Below are 16877 nucleotides of genomic sequence, written 5' to 3' on the forward strand. Positions count from 1 at the left end.
TGATGAATTAAGTTTAAGCATAGCTATCTCATTTCACAGGGCAGCTTGTTAAAACAAGCATTGTGAAATATGTAATTTTTCATCTGGATGATGTTAGTCGATTCATATTTATGTTAAAAGATTTATTATTTAATAAATCTTAAACAACCTACGTAAATTTTTAATGATTGAAATAAATAAATTGTTAGGCTTTAACAGCGCTTGTCCCTTTAGTAATCGTGACTTCAAGATTTTTGACATTCCCATTAAACACAAGATCAATTTGACATAGACTTGTTTTCTCATCAATGATGTAACCGATATCGTCTCCATCATGAATAATAGAGTTTACATGTCCTTTATCATTTAGCCACTTACTTTTTTGACTGCTTGGATTATTACTAAAGAAACGAACAATATTTTCATGCTTAAAGTCTCCTGATTGGAAACGAAGAATTCTTTCAATATACGTACTAACTTGAGTTTTGTAGATTGAATCAAATCCATCTTCTTCCATCGCTAGACTTCTTGCTTTATAGACAGTTATACGTCTAATATCTTTATCCTGTAGTTGAGCATTTTCAGAAGAGAATACAAAACCAAAGCTTCTGCTATTGATAGCATCCTTAATATTATTCGTAAAACCAGAGATCTCTTTTGCCATAGTTGTTACTGCTCGTAGTGAATTGTCTCCGGCTTCAATATCGAATCGAACTCCCGGATAATTTCGTTTAACATGTCTAAATGATTCTTTTAAATACTCTGGACATTGATAGGCCGATACGATACCTGCTGCAACATAGCTAGCATCCACATAAACGCCTTCAATCCATAGTTTTAAGATATCTTCTTTCTCTTTTGATAAACGTGCTCCATTTTCAGTAGTATGCATACGTGTATCAATCACGACTCCTGATTTATCTTTAGGAATAATCGTAAAGTTTGGTAAACATGGTATAGCAAACTCGCTATAATCCTTTCTAACTAGTACAGAGCATTTATCGATTAGACGATCAATACCAGCTGTTGCAATCCCATTGAAGGTTGTTTCTTCTTCAGCCATAAAGTTAAAGAAAATTTGCACCTTGTAATCTTTTATAGTGTCCAAGAGAATGGATAGTGATTCCATCGTATTACCCTCTTGCTTGGTCACTTTATCGTTTCCTTTGAATCTGGATCGACTTACTTTCATTTTTCCAGATGCTTCAAGTTCAAGCGCTGGTACAATTCCATACCATACCGTATCTGTAAAGTCATTTTTTGAGTTCACAGTGTTTAAGTAAGTACGTAATCTCGGTAGGTTATTACTTTTTACCAGCATATCTAACTTAGTGTTAGTGATGATTAATGAAGGTTGCATACCTTTGTTTTTAGTTGCATATTGATCAAAATACATTTTGATCCCTAGTAATTTTTCAACTAAAGGCTTAACCGTTTTGACAAATTCATCCTTTGCATCCTTATAGAATTCAAGATATGTATTGTAGTTTTGAACTTCTGTTTCTACATCAAATTCAGCTTTAATTGCTGGAAGCGGCGAGAACGTTCTGACTACTAAATCTTTCACATAAGAAGATGGTGATTCAGTTATCGCTTCGTAATCTTCCTCAAATACAGTACTTAAGCCATAATTACTATTTTCCTCAATGACCATTAATTCTGCACTATTTGTTTGTGGTGCCTCAATGATTTTCAATTCACCATTGTCACCAATTGAAAGAGTACCTATTTGTAACTTTTCAGATTCTCCCTCATCTTGACTAGCACCCAGTAATAATCTTGTTTTAATATCCTCAATTGCTAACGGTAGCATCGCCATCACATTGTTATAGTTTCTACTAGCAACTTCAAACATAAGATTCAGCTTGTCACCTGTATCTAATTTCTTAGGGTCGCCTTCATCTAGCTTGTCATATTCACCATACAAGTAATGGATCTCTTTACGTACTTGACGAATGTCATCCATGACTTTTTTAGGAGAGATCATATCAAGTAAATTTTCAAATTTAAAATCTACATTGGCAATTCCTTGACTTCTTTTTGTATCAATGAGCGTAAATAGCATTTTTAAAAAATCATTATTTTGGTCAATTGCTATTTCAGAAATACAATCATCTTGAATTCCTTCTGGCTTTTTTAAGGTATACATGACTTTTTGATTTGCGGCATTGTAAAATGAGTAAACCGTGGGAGAAAACTTATCTAAAAATTCATCGAAACTTTTTACAAGAAGACTTTGATTAATTTCTTTAATTTTTTCATCACTTAGACTATCAATTCCTTTGACATCTCCAACGAGCGTAATTAAATCCATTTTCTCAGGATTTATTTCTTCAAAGAGCATAGTTCGGTTTGTTTGATTAATAATATCCATTCATTTGGCTGTATAATTCTACAGCCATCCCTCCTTTAAAACGAATTCGAGTTGTCATAAACATTAGTAAGTAAATGAAAGATAAGAGCATAAGGGTTACAGCGTTGGATATTGTACAACCACTTCAAATGCTATTGTTTTATGAATCTATTCTCACAGTTATTCCCAAAGTATTATAGAATAATAAAACATAGTAGTGAAAATATACCAACGATAAACAAAGTTATGTAGTGAAATTGAAATTAATTTATAAGAATCTCTGTCCTACTTTATGCATCTTTCATACAAACTTTACGAATGATTAATGTATCACAAAGGTAACTATACAATATCTAAAATCAATGTCAATATTTTCTATAGAATATATTGTCATCAAAAACATTTATAGGATTGTTTAGTAAAAATATAACATGGTAATAATTATGATATTTTATAGACATTTATGGCTTTTATAATATTTTTTTATAAAAAAAACAGCTTATTGTCCTAAATACCTTAGGTCATAAGCTGTTTTTTAAAAGTTACAATATATAGTTAAAATGGATAAATAGTATTAAACGAATAGTAAATTTGGTCATTTAGAATCAAATAAATTAAAATAGTTCTTTTTACATTTGAACTTTATTTCAATAATAATCATGTATTTAATAAATTTTAGGGAAGAACATCTTTTTTTAGTCTCTATCCGCAACCCCCACATAATAGTAGATGACATAAAAGTGCTCACTTTTTCATTATATTTTCTAACATTCTCAATTTTATCCTCAATTACCCTCTGTGAAATATCTAATGGTATTTCATTCGTTAAAGCATAGTATAAGGTTGCCATCAAGCTATAAATATCAGTATAAACATCTTGCTCTCCTTGCATGGAATACTGTTCAAGGGGAGAATAGCCTGGACTAGTAAATATCGGATATTTCATCCCTGTTTTATAATAAACGGCAGATCCAAAATCTAATAAATAGGGTTGTCCGTTAGCATCAATCATAATATTACTAGGTTTTATATCCCGATGTATAATTCCCTTTCCATGTAAATAAGTAATCGCTTCTATTAAAGGTAAAAATATATCTTGATAGAGAAGATGTCTCTCACTCAATGAAAATCGTTGTATATATTGCTCTAATAAAACCCCTTCATAATAATCTGTGACTATATATATAGAACCATTTTCAAAAAAATGATGTCGATATGTAACAATATATTGATGGTTCAGACGCTGTAACATTAACGCCTCATTCAAAAACCTTGCTTTTAAATCCTCAAATTTCCTCTTTGTAGAGGGTAAACGATTGATGACAGACTTATTATCCAAATCTCGTAAAGCTATGTCTAATGGGAAAAACTCTTTTATGATAATTTCTTCTCCGGTGCTTATGTATTCAGCGATATAAACAAATGATAATTTACTCGTAGCAAGAAGTCGTTTGATGCTATATGTATTATTTAATAGATTATTTATTGGTAAACTCAATTCCGCTGATGTTGTTTGCATTTAAATCCCTCCTTCCACAATCCATCAAGGAAAATTATAACAAAAATTTCATATAAAAACCGCCCACTAAGAAAGTGAGCGGTTTGTCAATTTTAAGCTTTTTGATAACGTAGTACAGGTGTACGAGCCGCACGTGTTTCGTCTAGGCGAGAAACGACTGTAGTATGTGGTGCTTCTTGAACGATGGATGGATTTTCCTCCGCTTCCTTCGCAATTTGAATCATCACATCGCAGAATGCGTCTAATGTTTCTTTAGATTCTGTTTCTGTTGGCTCAATCATTAACGCCTCTTCCACATTTAATGGGAAGTATGTTGTTGGTGGATGGTAGCCAAAGTCTAACAGACGTTTTGCGATATCTAGTGTACGAACGCCTAATTTCTTTTGGCGATGACCAGATAAAACAAATTCATGTTTACAGTGACGGTTATATGGAAGATCGTAGAATGGCTCTAAACGACGCATCATATAGTTGGCATTTAATACAGCATATTCTGTTACAGCTTTCAGGCCATCTGGACCCATTGTACGGATGTACGTATAGGCACGAACATTGATCCCAAAGTTACCATAGTATGGTTTTACTCGTCCGATAGATTGTGGACGGTTGTAATCGAAATGGTATGCGCCTTCTTCTGTTCTTACAAGTACTGGTTTTGGTAGGTATGGAATTAAATCAGCTTTTACGCCTACTGGACCTGAACCTGGACCACCACCACCGTGTGGACCTGTAAATGTTTTATGCAGATTTAAATGCACACAGTCAAAGCCCATATCGCCAGGACGTGCTTTACTCATAACAGCATTTAAGTTGGCACCATCATAGTACACTTTACCGCCAACAGAGTGGATAAGCTCCGCCATTTCGATGATGTTTTCTTCAAATAAACCAAGTGTATTCGGGTTTGTTAACATTAAGGCAGCAGTGTCGGGACCTACTACTTTGCGAAGGTCTTCAATATCTACTAAGCCCGTTTCATCTGATTTAACTGTAATTGTTTCAAAGCCTGCTACTGTTGCTGAAGCTGGGTTAGTTCCGTGAGCAGAGTCGGGAACGATAACTTTATTACGGTGACCTTCTCCATTTGCTTCATGGAAAGCACGGATCATCATTAATGCTGTCCATTCTCCATGTGCCCCTGCTGCTGGCTGTAATGTCACTTCATCCATACCAGTAATTTCTACTAATGACGTTTGAAGATCATAAAGAAGCTCCATAGCACCTTGTGCTGTTGATTCATCTTGTAGTGGGTGCACATTGGCAAAGCCAGCAAGACGAGCTACCGCTTCATTAATTTTTGGATTATATTTCATCGTACAAGAGCCAAGTGGGTAGAAGCCAGAGTCTACACCATGATTTCTACGAGAAAGTGCTGTGTAGTGACGCATGATATCAAGCTCAGATACTTCAGGTAATTCTGCTGCCTCTGTACGTACTAAATTAGCAGGTAATATATCTGTTAGATCTACTTCAGGTACATCAAGCGCTTCTAAACTATAGCCAACGCGACCTTCTTTTGAAATTTCAAAAATGAGTGTTTGATTTTCGTTATGCATGAAGAGCCCCCATTTCTGCAACTAGTGCATCAATTTCTTCTTTTGTGCGTAATTCAGTCACAGCAATTAGCACATGATTTTTAAGAGAGTCATAATTTTGACCTAAAGGATATCCACCAATAATACCTTTTTCAATTAAGCCTTTATTGATTTCCTTCACACATTTATTTGTTTTCACTACGATTTCATTAAAATGTGCACCTTGGAATGCTACTGTAAAGCCTGCTGCTTCAAAGGCATTTTTTGCATAACGTGTTTTCGCAATATTTTGTGTAGCCATTTCGCGAATACCTTGTTTCCCTAGAGCTGTCATTGCTACAGAAGCTGCAAGTGCAAGAAGTGCTTGGTTCGAACAGATGTTAGAAGTTGCTTTATCGCGACGGATATGTTGTTCACGTGCTTGTAGTGTTAATACATAACCACGACGTCCTTCACCATCTACTGTTTCACCAACAAGACGACCTGGCACCTTACGCATTAATTTAGTTGTCACTGCAAAGAAACCACAGTGTGGACCACCAAATGCTTCAGAGATACCGAAAACTTGTGCATCACCTACACAAATATCAGCTCCTAGTTTACCTGGAGGAGTTAAAATACCTAGGGCAAGTGGGTTAGACGATACTACGAATAAGCTTTTTGCTTCATGCGCAATATCACCGATTACTTGAATATCCTCAACTTGACCAAAGAAGTTTGGATATTGAGCAATAACTGCTGCCGTATTGTCGTCAATTAGCTCTTTTAAAGCTGCAATATCAGTCACACCATCTTTATGTGGGATTGTTACGATTTCAATAGATTGACCATAGGCATATGTAGCCACAACATCACGATATTCTGGGTGTACCGTTTCAGATACTAAAATTTTCTTACGACGTGTATGTCCAGCTGCCAACATTCCTGCTTCAGCCAATGCTGTACCACCGTCATACATAGAAGAGTTGGCAAGATCCATACCAGTAAGCTCTGCAATCATAGTTTGGAATTCAAAAATAGCTTGAAGCTCGCCTTGTGAAATTTCAGGTTGATAGGGAGTATAGGCTGTATAAAACTCTGAGCGAGAAATAACATGATCCACGATTACAGGCTTGTAGTGGTTATAAACGCCTGCACCTAAAAACGATGCATTCGCATTTGTGTCTTTGTTTTTAGCAGCAAGTGCCGATAACTCTTTTAATAAAGCAGATTCCGATTTTGCTGCCTTAATGTCATAAAGGCCTTTAAAACGTACTTTCTCAGGAATATCCTCGAATAATTCATCAACTGAGGATACACCGATTACGTCTAACATTTCTTTTTGATCTTGCTCCGTCATTGGTAAATAACGATGTTTCATAAATGTAGGTCCCTCTTTTCAGCTATTATTTTGAACGCTTGTAAAACGGTGTTTCAACTGTAATCACTTTTAGTTGCTTACCACGGATTTCAATTTCTAATTCATTTCCGATAGTTGCGAATTGACTGTCAATTAACGCGTGACCAACATTACGTTTTGAGGAAGGAAGCTGTGTTCCTGTTGTAACTTCACCAATTTCCTGACCATCTTTAAACACTTTATAGCCATGGCGTGGAATCCCTTTATCGATCATTTCAATGCCGACTAGTTTGCGTGGAAGACCATTTTCCTTCTGAGCCACTAATGCATCATGACCAATAAAATCTTCTTTATTTAATTTCACAGCAAAGCCAATACCTGCTTCAAGAGGAGAAATAGTTGCTGATAATTCTTGACCGTAAAGTGGCAGACCCGCTTCAAAACGTAATGTATCTCGACATCCTAGACCTGCAGGAACAACACCTTTGTCTTGACCAGCACCTAAAATTTTATCCCATAGTGCTTTAATATCCTCTGGTGCTCCATATAGTTCGAAGCCATCTTCTCCTGTGTATCCACTACGAGAAACTAACACTTTATGTCCTGCGACTTCTACATTCTCTTGGAATCGGAAAAATTTAATGGCACTTACATCCGTTGAAGTGAGGGATTGAAGAACCTCCTCTGCTAAAGGACCTTGTAGCGCAATTTGTGCATAGGCTTCCGATTGATTGTCAATTGTCACATCATATTGATGTTGATTTTCCAGCATCCAATCATAGTCTTTTTCGATATTTGCTGCATTCACGCATAATAAATAATGTTGATCTGCTAGCTTATACGTTAGTAAATCATCGACAACACCGCCGTCCTCATAGCACATTGCTGTGTATTGTGCCTGGCCAGTAGCTATTTTTGAAACATCATTGGATAAAAGGTTTTGTAAAAAATCTAATGCATCGGGACCCGTTACTAAAATTTCACCCATATGGGATACATCAAATAATCCCGCACGATTACGTACTGCGTCATGTTCATCTTTAATAGAGGAGAATTGAACTGGTAATTCCCATCCACCGAAGTCAACCGTCTTAGCACCATATTTCGCATATTCTTCAAATAGAGGTGTACGTTTTAATTCATTCGTCATTCTTTTTTGCCCCCTTATTGTTAGTTACATTTTTACTGGTAGTAGTTCGTCTGCTTTTTGTATGGGTACAGTCATGACTTAGCAAAGTAAAAAGCTTCACGGAGTACCTAAAGACATAAAAAAAGACAGACGAACCCCTTTTCGGGATTCTCTGTCCTTGCACCTGAAAGTTACACCAGACTAACTCGCATGGTTGATACTGCCAATTAGTCGGCTTTCCCCTTTGGTGGCTGCTATTGTTATACTACAGCTCTCTCCAGAGTTGCGTCTTATACGAGTCCTTTTACCTGAGAGATTCATAGCCATTGCTACTTGCTCCTTCGGTGGCGTTTAATAACGCTCTCTCCCCGTATAATCATCCGCCCAAGATACATCTTGGTACTATTTAGTATTCAATGAACATTTAGTTACTTATTTGTCTATATCCTAACATTAATTGCATTGAAAAGGCAATCATTTTTTAAAAGATAATAAAACACGAACATTATTCGGTTTATCATCATTTATCGTTCGTTTTTAAGCCTTTTTACTTGGAACACTAAATACTCTAAAATTTGACGAATGGTTCTGCCCGCTGTCAGGACCTGAATATGCCCTGCATCACGATAAAACTTTCTTCTGTAATGATACAGACTTTCTAGCTCCTCCTTTGTCGAGCTTTGTACGATTGGTCTGTTAGGATCATGCTGAACTCGTTTATAAATATCCTCAAACGAGGCATCTAAAAAAAATACTAAGCCACTACGTCTCATAATTTTTCGATTTTCAGCATTCATCGCAGCTCCACCGCCCGTAGAAATAATACAAGCCTCATCGCGGAAACTTTTCAAAAATTCTGTTTCTATTTTTCGAAAATGGGCCTCTCCGTACTTTTCAAAAATCTGCGGGATGGACATTCCTTGCTGTCTCACTATTTCATGATCCATATCATAATATGGCATCTTTAATAAAAAGCTTAAACGTCTTCCTAAAGCACTCTTTCCACTACCCATAAAACCAACTAAATATATTTTTCGCAATTCGAATCACCTTCTTATAACTACGATTCTACACTGTCTGACAAAATTTGTCCCAATAAATTTATCGTAGCTTGAACATTCAATTTTTCGAGCCCATCATATGTTTGAAATTGCATTTCATATGACATACAATACGCAAGAAGAAAAGTAGTTACAAGAAATAATAATGCAATTGCGATTAAAAAAATAGCCCCACTGTCATTTTTCAATAATTGGCACATAGAAGGTTCGCTCCTTTTGCATACCACTAGGCATTTCCACCGCTACTGTCAGCCTATCTCCGCTATAAGTGAACTGACATTTATTGATGCCATTTAGCATGGGAACATGTCCTCCATTTACTTGTTCACGAATGATATTACGATAGCAATCAATATAATGGACAGCTTCTGTGGTCTGGAAAGTGATTCGTTTATGATCATCCCGCACAGAGAACGTTAAAATATCCTTTAGCCCATTATTCAAATCATACACAAACAGCTCCCATTTCGATTGTTCATCCGTTTGCATAGTTGAGGTCATTTCAGCATACCACAGCATAATTAGGACAAAAAGATGAGAAATCAGCACAAACACCATTAATTGAAACATTGCTTCTAGTAAGGTATAGCCCTTCTCATTATTCATGGACATTTCCTGTAAGGGGAATACATTTTTGGCGTGGCTTGAGTATATTGTGAAAACGAACACAAATTTCTTCACCATTAAACATCCATCGATACTCAACCTGTTCAATAATTCTTGTGCCCTCAGTTTGTTGTACAGCTTGATATAATTTCAGGCCCTCATATGCTGTTTCAGCTGCAATCATTTCCATTTTTTTATTCATAAGATTCGTTTTCATCGTATAGGTAATAGGCAATAAGGAGCCGCAAAGTAACATCAAGATGCCCATTGCCAAAATCGTGTCAACAAAAGAATAGCCTGACTCATTCAATTCTCGCTCTCCCTCGCCCTAATGTAATGATTACCTTTTTCTTTCCTTGCGGCGTTTGAAACGCGATCGTGCCTGCTGACCTGACATTGCCATTAACATTATAAACAATCGTATAAATAGAGCTTTCATCAGGCAAAAATTCGACTCCTTTAGGGAATGGTCGTTCATAGAGATTGGAAAAAGCATCTCTTTGAATAACGTAGCGCCTTGTAGAGCTTTCAAATTTCATCGCGATATACTGTCGCTGGTTCATGCTATAGGTTTGAATATATTGAATGTCTAGTTGAATTTGAGTAAAAAAACGCTCTAATTCCTTTGACTCCGCTAATCTTAAAGAGAATTTGCTAACAATGGCCGTTAAACTCATAACAAGAAATAAAACAATTAGCATTTCGAGGACCGTAAAGCCCAATTCTTTTTGTCGCTCTCTCATTAGCCATTCGTACCTGCACCAACATTTGCTAAACGTACCTCTCCCTTAGTCGTAATAACTATTTCTTCTTTGTTAGGGCAAGTTGTTTCATTTTCTTTCAAATAGCCTTCTTTTACTAAATCCTCTAAAGTTGGATATGCCATATTATCCACTCTATAGGCTTCTACTTGCCCCTGTACCATATTAATATAGGCAGCACAGCCCTTCTCATCAATCGTAGCGAAGTGCTTCGTAACATTTGGAATTGTAATTAAAATAAGGATGGAAATAATCAACAATACAATCAGCATTTCGATTAAAGTAAAACCATTCTGTTGTTTAATATGTTTCATCTTAGTCCTCCTAAACTAAATCAATCATATGATAAATTGGTAATAGTAAACTGACATAGGCCGCTAATATACATATAGCAATTACAATAAAGAAGCTTGGTTGGATAAAGGCGAGCACCTTCTGCAATAGTTGCTCCTGTTTTTCCATTAATAGTTCGCTATATAATGTAAGTTCCTTCCCTAAATAGCCACTCTGTTCCCCATGTTCTACAAAGGTAGCAAAATCCTTGTGAAAAATAGACATCATTTGTACGGCTTGAGTCAATGACTCTCCAAAGATTACCCTTTCTTTAATACGACGCGACAGATGCTGTAGAAAAGGTTGAAAGGATTGTTCTTCTAAAATTTGAAGACTAGCCTGCAATGAAAACCCACTCTGTAGTAAACTCCCTAAATAGGCAGCAAATTGTCTTGTCCATGAGAGTCGGATATAGATTTTTAAAAATGGGATTTTTAATAATATTGATAGTCGTCGGGGAATAGGCTGGCGTTTGAGATAGAAATGTAAAACCAATAAACTGACTACTACAATCGACGCTGTTACCATCACAAAATCGGGGACATGCAGTAATAGTTTAGATATGCCCACACTTGTCTTCTCACCTTCAATTGAGCGACTTGATACCATTTGTTCAATATTAGGTAAGAAAATTGTTCGAAATACAAAGAATAACAACAATAAAAATAAAATTAGCATGACAGGATAAACAAGCAATTTAATTAACTTTTTCTTCGTCTGCTCACCGACAATCATTTGCTTTGCCACACCTTTTAATACTTCAAGCAAATGCCCATTGTTTTCTGCCACTTTGATCGCTACTAAATGATGTTTAGACAACTGTAATGTTTCCAAAATGCTCGTTACGCCTTCTCCTTGCCTAAGTTTCTCATCAATTTGTTGCTGAATTTCCTCATGAACATCTATATGATGGGGGAGTAGCATTGAGATAGCCTGTGGAAATAAGTAGCCCTCCTGCATTAATACAGATAAACGTTGTATAAATTGCGCTTGCTCTTTTACACGCCATTTGGTAGCTCTGTTGTAATATAATTGAAATTTAGCGATGTATGTTTGTAACTGCATAATGGCTCTCCACTAACTCCTTTTGTCCCTTTAAGGTTAATTCGTAGGGTAGCTGAAAATTCCCCTTATTTAAAATAGCGCTAATGGCCTGATTGAGATGAATATCCGATAAAATTTCGTACAACGCAAGACGATCATCTTGTAAGGCTGATGAATGAAAAAGGACTTGGGCAACAATACCAATAATCGTTTGCCGAAGCTCATCTATCGACACCCCTAGGTCCATTAAACGGTAAAGACAGCTAATCGAATCCTTTGCATGAATGGTTGAAACAACTAAATGGCCCGTCAAGCTTGCCTCGATGGCAATTTTTGCTGTTTCTTTGTCTCGAATTTCCCCAATCATGATGACATCAGGTGAATGTCGCAAAATTGCTTTTAAACCCGTAGCGTAAGTAACGCCTGCTCGTTCATTCACTTGAATTTGAAGTAAATTGGCTTGGTTATTTTCTACTGGGTCTTCTAAGGAAATTACATGCCTATTTAATTCGGTAGAACAATAATGGATTAAAGAATAAAGTGAAGTGGACTTACCAGATCCTGTCGCTCCTGTAAAAAACAAAAGGCCCTGACGATTCTGTACTAGTTCCATTAATTTGTGGGCTGAGCTTTTAAAATAACATAAGGAAGTTAGTGGAAAAGAATGATTTTGGAGAAGTAAGCGGATAATGAGGCTTTCTTTTAAAAATACGGAAGGCAGTGTAGATACTCGAAAGGCATATGCCTGTTGCTCCATCGCCTTTTGGAATGAGCCGCTTTGAGGTTTACGTCGCTCACTTATATCTAATTGCGCCAGAAACTTATAATAGGATATCATCCGTTCTGCCAGATCGTTTGGTAGTTCACCCGCATGAAGAAGCTTGTCATATTTCCGAAAAAAGATCCGATAATTTATATTGCTTGGCACCAATAATAAATCGGTAGCACCAAAATGATAGGCTTTTAGTAAAAGTTGCTCACATTTTTGTTCAACGACCATTTCAAAATTCTGCATATATGCACCCCTCTTCTAGTTCATTCGAATATGACCGCGTATTCGTTATTTCCTAGTATAAATAGGATCTTCCTACGAAGAAAGCCCTTTTCTGAAAATAAAAATTTGTTATAAAATTTCCTATCATTCATGTTTTTTGCTATAAAAATGTGGATAAAGTGCAATTTCCCACTAAAACAGAAGATAAATACATGAAAAAATTAATATTTATGCTGAAATGAACTGTATCTTTTTCAATAATGGAATATAATAGAATGAACATGATTATTTTCCTAACACTTGGTAGACGAACATAATTTTATAAAAAACTAATGAGGTGAAGCATATGATCCATCCATTGAAAATTACCAGCACTTTAGCTGATGAAACAAGATACTCTATTTATGAGTACATATTGCAAGAGAAAAAAACAGTGACCGTCCAACATATTGCTGATCAATTTGGCATCCATCCAAATGTTGCTCGACTCCATTTAACAAAGCTTTCAGAAATTAATATTATTTCCGCAGACTATGTGAAAACGGGTAAAGGTGGTCGACCTGGCCGCGTATATAAGGCTTCAGAAAAAGGTGTATCCTTAACTTTTCCAAGACGTGACGAAGAGCGTTTACTGAAATGGACGATTCAATTAGTGGAAGAGCTTGGACCATCTGTTTTAGAAAAATGTCAGGAAATTAGCTATCAAGATGGTTATCAGCAGATGAAACAAAATTTAAACGCTGTATTGACAATCAATCATTCCCTTTCCTTCGACGAGAAGCTTCAACTATTAACTGACAATGCCGCATTAATTGGCTATGTTCCACAAATTCAACAAACAGAGCGTGGCAAAAAGGTGATATTTTCCATTTTTAATTGTCCATTCCAAGAGCAACTTACAACATATTCGGATATTGTCTGCTCATTACATGAATCCTATTTAAAAGGGCAGTTAGATGCGTTATTTTCAAGCAATGAATTTGTGCAAATTGAGAGTATGATACATAATTGCGATTTATGTAAATATGAAATAAACGTGACAGAAATCGATAGCTAGTTAAAAAATCCATTCGTTTGTCACAAAGACGGAGAAGTTCCAGTTTACAGACACCTTTCCTATCATTTATAATGAGTAAGAGATTATTGTGTCGTGGGCAAAAGGAGGGGAAATTTCATGGATAATATGTATAAAGTTATGGCATTCTGGACAGGTATTTTTGCCGTTATGTTCTACCTTGGTGGTATGAACGAGGTATCGCTATTATTCTTAGGTAATACAGGTTTATTCTTATTATTAGGCTTCTTAAACCTTTCAGAACGTATGTACATGTACATTTTCGGAGCATATTTAACTGTATTCTTCGCTGGCTTCACGTACTATACAACATTCATTCACGTACCTGGTGGCGGTCATTAATACAACTAAAAAAGCGTATCTCATCAACGAGATACGCTTTTTTTATTTTAAAATCCATTTAAAAACGGGTTTGTTTCCATTTCTGCACTGACAGTTGTATAATTTCCATGACCCGGATAGATGATTGTATCCTCAGGTAATGTTAATAATTTGTCATGAATAGATGCTAATAATATTTTGGTGGACCCACCAATTAAATCCGTCCGCCCTACACCTTGTTCAAATAATGTGTCTCCCACAATCGCAAAGCCATCATTTTCAAATACATAGGAAATGCTACCAGGTGAATGTCCTGGTGTAAATACAGCTTGAAACACAAAGTTGCTCATTTCAAATTGTTGCTCTTTTTTAATGATCGTGTCTTGATCTGGTGCAGCTACCCTATAGTCTGGTAAAGCAGCATATTTACTAGAGCCATTCTTTTCTGGATCTCCTAGCCAGCTAACCTCTTTTTCATGAATCCATACAGGTACATTAAATGCTTCCCGTACGGCATCCACTGCACCAATATGGTCAAAATGTGCATGCGTTAAAAAAATGGCTAACGGTTTTAAACCATTGCTACGGATTGTTTTAATAAGACGCTCCGCTTCTTCACCTGGATCAAATACGATACATTCTTTGTCTTTATTCGATACGATATAGCAATTCGTTTGGACTGGACCAAGAGAAAAACTACGTACGTTCATCATAGATATCACCTCATTTCTCTATTATACAGGCTTTGCCACAATTTGACGATAAATGTTCATAGTTTGCACTATATTAGTTCTCGACAAAAACAGGTAGAACGATTACAATTAAGGAGGAATATTGTTTACGACATTCATTTTCTGATGTCGAAAGGAGTGTCTATTTTTAATGAACTTATTAATGGTTATTTTTGGTCTAGTTTCAATTTTTGCTGTATATGGTACATTCCAAGCAATTAAAGAAAAGAACCTTTTAAGCGTTGTTTTCAACTTATTAAGTGCTGTCGTGTTTGGATGGTTTGTCATTATGACAATCGTTCATGGCGGGTATCCACCAAAATTACACTAAAATTTAGACAGAAAAAAGAGCAGTCTCTATGTGAGATTGCTCTTTTTTCTTGGACATATCATCCCATTTTACTTATTCAATTTTAGAAATCTCTTCTTACCAATTTGCAGGACATCCTCATTCATTAATACTTGAGATAGATCATCCACAGCAATTTTTTCTCCATTTAATGAAACCCCATTTTGTTTAATGAGCCTTATAAAATCACTTTTACTTTGAATAAATTGGATAGACATTAATTGTGGAATGATATCCTCTATTCTTTCTTTGTCAATTTCAAGTAGCAATACAGGAATGTTAGCAGGAATTATCTTCTTCTGGAAAGCAGCTTCAAAATAAGATTTTGCATCCATCGTAGCTGCATGACCATGATATAAAGCTGTCACTATTTCTGCTAATTGTAGTTTTATATCACGTGGGTTTTCTCCGTTTTGTAGCCTTTCTTGAACGGCTTGCACTTGAAGTGGATGCTCATCTGTTGCTAATTCAAAATATTTGATAATGAGCGAATCTGGTAGTTCCATAATTTTTTTAAACATAACTTCAGGCGCTTCATTGACACCAATATAATTCCCCAAGCTTTTACTCATTTTTTCAATACCATCTAGTCCTTCAAGTAATGGCATAAAAATAGCAATTTGTTTTTCTAGCCCTCGATGCCTTTGTAACGTGCGTCCCATGAGAATATTAAACGTTTGATCGGTTCCCCCTAATTCAATATCAGCCTTTAATTCTACAGAATCATACGCCTGCATGAGAGGGTAGAAAAATTCATGCAGGCCAATTGGTATTTGGTGATGGTACCGCTTTTGGAAGTCTTCACGCTCCAAAATACGGGCAACAGATGTAGTAGCAGCCAGCTGGATGACTTCTTCAAACGTTAATTTGGCTAACCATTCACTATTGAAACGAACAATCGTTTTTTCCTCGTCTAACACTTTAAAAATTTGCTCACAATACGTTTTGGCATTTTCCTTCACCAATTCATCACTTAACGCTACACGTCCTTTAGATTTCCCGGTAGGATCGCCAATACGGCCCGTAAAATCACCAATGACAATGACCGCATGATGTCCTAGGTCCTGCAGCTGTTTAATTTTTCGCAATACGACTGCATGGCCTAAATGAATATCTGGTGCAGATGGATCGAGCCCCAATTTAATCGTTAAGGGCTTTTGCTCTTGAAATGAGTGCTTCAATTTTTTTAGTAGCTCGGGTTCATCAACAATTTTGTCAGCCCCCTTTTTAATAATGGCTAACTGCTCCTTTGGTGTTAAAAACATACAAAACATCTCCTTGTAATATTAAAAAGTTAATATTGCAAGATCTATAAGAGTTCTTGACAGGACTGCTGCCGCCCGATTTGGCACTAGAACGGCCAGATGCAAAAAAACGCCCTTAGGAATAAATCCTAAGGACGTTAATGAACGTGGTACCACCTTTTTTTCGAGAGCTACTCAAATAGCACTCCTCTATTAGTACAGCCGCAGCGATACTATTGCAATGATTACGGATGCAAACCCGTCGTAGCCTACTAAAACTTCGGTACGCAGCTCCAAGATGTATTCACTTTAATATCCCTTGCGCCTCTCAACGACCGGCTACTCTCTGTCAGTTTTTATTAAAGTTACTTGTTCTTTTCCATGCCTTTAACTCTTATACTCCGAAATGTGAAAAACAAATCTTCGTTATGCAGATATTTACACTAATTATAATCACTTCAAGAAATTTGTCAATTGCTCAAAGTAAAAAGAGAGATCTCACGA

At 36.3% G+C, this 16877-nt stretch carries 17 protein-coding genes, 1 riboswitch and 1 other annotated feature; of the genes, 3 read left to right on the top strand and 14 right to left on the bottom strand.

The annotated features are described in order from the left end of the window. Positions 1-184: 184 nt before the first annotated feature. The 12 genes from AC07YC_RS07650 to comGA form a co-directional block, all read right to left on the bottom strand. Positions 185-2353: a transcriptional regulator gene (locus AC07YC_RS07650; RefSeq protein ID WP_494918973.1), complete on the bottom strand. Its 2169-nt coding sequence runs from the start codon at positions 2351-2353 to the stop codon at positions 185-187. A 574-nt stretch (positions 2354-2927) separates the two neighbouring features. Further along, a complete protein-coding gene (locus tag AC07YC_RS07655) occupies positions 2928-3851 on the bottom strand; it encodes a serine/threonine protein kinase (RefSeq protein ID WP_494918974.1) in 924 nt (307 codons plus the stop codon). Between the two features lie 92 nt (positions 3852-3943). After that, entirely contained in the window at positions 3944-5407 is a 1464-nt protein-coding gene (gcvPB, locus tag AC07YC_RS07660) for an aminomethyl-transferring glycine dehydrogenase subunit GcvPB (protein ID WP_494918975.1), read from the bottom strand. After that, the gene (gene gcvPA / locus AC07YC_RS07665; protein WP_008181054.1) at positions 5400-6746 is read right to left on the bottom strand and encodes an aminomethyl-transferring glycine dehydrogenase subunit GcvPA; all 1347 of its coding nucleotides are present in this window, start codon (positions 6744-6746) and stop codon (positions 5400-5402) included. The genes gcvPB and gcvPA overlap by 8 nt, the downstream gene beginning before the upstream one ends. A 25-nt stretch (positions 6747-6771) precedes the next feature. Then, positions 6772-7875 carry a glycine cleavage system aminomethyltransferase GcvT gene (gene gcvT, locus AC07YC_RS07670; RefSeq protein ID WP_336635240.1) on the bottom strand — a complete coding sequence of 368 codons (1104 nt, stop codon included), beginning with the start codon at positions 7873-7875 and terminating at the stop codon, positions 6772-6774. Between the two features lie 265 nt (positions 7876-8140). Continuing rightward, positions 8141-8234, bottom strand: a riboswitch (glycine riboswitch). 144 nt (positions 8235-8378) lie between these two features. Continuing rightward, positions 8379-8894 (bottom strand): shikimate kinase, encoded by a 516-nt coding sequence (locus AC07YC_RS07675; RefSeq protein ID WP_336635241.1) that lies wholly within the window; start codon positions 8892-8894, stop codon positions 8379-8381. A 198-nt stretch (positions 8895-9092) separates the two neighbouring features. Then, positions 9093-9521 carry a competence type IV pilus minor pilin ComGF gene (comGF, locus tag AC07YC_RS07680; protein ID WP_336635242.1) on the bottom strand — a complete coding sequence of 143 codons (429 nt, stop codon included), beginning with the start codon at positions 9519-9521 and terminating at the stop codon, positions 9093-9095. Next, on the bottom strand, positions 9514-9831 hold the full coding sequence (locus AC07YC_RS07685; protein WP_336635243.1) for a hypothetical protein: 318 nt from the start codon (positions 9829-9831) through the stop codon (positions 9514-9516). Before AC07YC_RS07685 ends, comGF begins: the two co-directional genes overlap by 8 nt. After that, a complete protein-coding gene (gene comGD / locus AC07YC_RS07690) occupies positions 9824-10264 on the bottom strand; it encodes a competence type IV pilus minor pilin ComGD (protein WP_336635244.1) in 441 nt (146 codons plus the stop codon). Before comGD ends, AC07YC_RS07685 begins: the two co-directional genes overlap by 8 nt. Next, positions 10264-10596, bottom strand: coding sequence for a competence type IV pilus major pilin ComGC (gene comGC, locus AC07YC_RS07695; RefSeq protein ID WP_494918976.1), 333 nt, complete (start codon positions 10594-10596; stop codon positions 10264-10266). The genes comGD and comGC overlap by 1 nt, the downstream gene beginning before the upstream one ends. Positions 10597-10606: 10 nt before the next feature. Further along, complete coding sequence (comGB, locus tag AC07YC_RS07700; protein WP_494918977.1) at positions 10607-11680, bottom strand: competence type IV pilus assembly protein ComGB; 1074 nt, start codon at positions 11678-11680, stop codon at positions 10607-10609. After that, positions 11655-12674 (bottom strand): competence type IV pilus ATPase ComGA, encoded by a 1020-nt coding sequence (gene comGA / locus AC07YC_RS07705; protein WP_336635247.1) that lies wholly within the window; start codon positions 12672-12674, stop codon positions 11655-11657. The genes comGB and comGA overlap by 26 nt, the downstream gene beginning before the upstream one ends. A gap of 325 nt (positions 12675-12999) precedes the next feature. On the opposite strand from comGA, the gene AC07YC_RS07710 reads away from it, so the two are divergent. After that, entirely contained in the window at positions 13000-13710 is a 711-nt protein-coding gene (locus AC07YC_RS07710; RefSeq protein WP_494918978.1) for a helix-turn-helix transcriptional regulator, read from the top strand. A 117-nt stretch (positions 13711-13827) separates the two neighbouring features. Further along, positions 13828-14070, top strand: coding sequence for a DUF2626 family protein (locus AC07YC_RS07715; RefSeq protein ID WP_004231035.1), 243 nt, complete (start codon positions 13828-13830; stop codon positions 14068-14070). Between the two features lie 47 nt (positions 14071-14117). Here the strand turns inward: AC07YC_RS07715 and AC07YC_RS07720 are convergent, their stop codons facing one another. Next, on the bottom strand, positions 14118-14762 hold the full coding sequence (locus AC07YC_RS07720) for an MBL fold metallo-hydrolase (protein WP_089986114.1): 645 nt from the start codon (positions 14760-14762) through the stop codon (positions 14118-14120). A 169-nt stretch (positions 14763-14931) separates the two neighbouring features. Here AC07YC_RS07720 and AC07YC_RS07725 point away from each other — a divergent pair, with 169 nt between their 5' ends. Beyond that, positions 14932-15111, top strand: a complete 180-nt coding sequence (locus AC07YC_RS07725) for a DUF2759 domain-containing protein (protein WP_008181026.1) — start codon at positions 14932-14934, stop codon at positions 15109-15111. Positions 15112-15179: 68 nt separating this feature from the next. Here the strand turns inward: AC07YC_RS07725 and tyrS are convergent, their stop codons facing one another. Further along, complete coding sequence (gene tyrS, locus AC07YC_RS07730; protein ID WP_494918979.1) at positions 15180-16394, bottom strand: tyrosine--tRNA ligase; 1215 nt, start codon at positions 16392-16394, stop codon at positions 15180-15182. Between the two features lie 127 nt (positions 16395-16521). Next, positions 16522-16764 (bottom strand) — a binding site (T-box leader). Positions 16765-16877 lie beyond the last annotated feature (113 nt).

It is taken from the genome of Lysinibacillus sp. GW247-5R2A (assembly GCF_059424475.1).

What these genes read in the sequence shown, in the direction of transcription:
- AC07YC_RS07650 (WP_494918973.1), bottom strand. Translation starts at nt 2,353, where the DNA reads ATGGATATTATTAATCAAACAAACCGAACTATGCTCTTTGAAGAAATA.
- AC07YC_RS07655 (WP_494918974.1), bottom strand. Translation starts at nt 3,851, where the DNA reads ATGCAAACAACATCAGCGGAATTGAGTTTACCAATAAATAATCTATTA.
- gcvPB (WP_494918975.1), bottom strand. Translation starts at nt 5,407, where the DNA reads ATGCATAACGAAAATCAAACACTCATTTTTGAAATTTCAAAAGAAGGT.
- gcvPA (WP_008181054.1), bottom strand. Translation starts at nt 6,746, where the DNA reads ATGAAACATCGTTATTTACCAATGACGGAGCAAGATCAAAAAGAAATG.
- gcvT (WP_336635240.1), bottom strand. Translation starts at nt 7,875, where the DNA reads ATGACGAATGAATTAAAACGTACACCTCTATTTGAAGAATATGCGAAA.
- comGF (WP_336635242.1), bottom strand. Translation starts at nt 9,521, where the DNA reads ATGAATAATGAGAAGGGCTATACCTTACTAGAAGCAATGTTTCAATTA.
- comGD (WP_336635244.1), bottom strand. Translation starts at nt 10,264, where the DNA reads ATGAGAGAGCGACAAAAAGAATTGGGCTTTACGGTCCTCGAAATGCTA.
- comGC (WP_494918976.1), bottom strand. Translation starts at nt 10,596, where the DNA reads ATGAAACATATTAAACAACAGAATGGTTTTACTTTAATCGAAATGCTG.
- comGB (WP_494918977.1), bottom strand. Translation starts at nt 11,680, where the DNA reads ATGCAGTTACAAACATACATCGCTAAATTTCAATTATATTACAACAGA.
- comGA (WP_336635247.1), bottom strand. Translation starts at nt 12,674, where the DNA reads ATGCAGAATTTTGAAATGGTCGTTGAACAAAAATGTGAGCAACTTTTA.
- AC07YC_RS07710 (WP_494918978.1), top strand. Translation starts at nt 13,000, where the DNA reads ATGATCCATCCATTGAAAATTACCAGCACTTTAGCTGATGAAACAAGA.
- AC07YC_RS07715 (WP_004231035.1), top strand. Translation starts at nt 13,828, where the DNA reads ATGGATAATATGTATAAAGTTATGGCATTCTGGACAGGTATTTTTGCC.
- AC07YC_RS07720 (WP_089986114.1), bottom strand. Translation starts at nt 14,762, where the DNA reads ATGATGAACGTACGTAGTTTTTCTCTTGGTCCAGTCCAAACGAATTGC.
- AC07YC_RS07725 (WP_008181026.1), top strand. Translation starts at nt 14,932, where the DNA reads ATGAACTTATTAATGGTTATTTTTGGTCTAGTTTCAATTTTTGCTGTA.
- tyrS (WP_494918979.1), bottom strand. Translation starts at nt 16,394, where the DNA reads ATGTTTTTAACACCAAAGGAGCAGTTAGCCATTATTAAAAAGGGGGCT.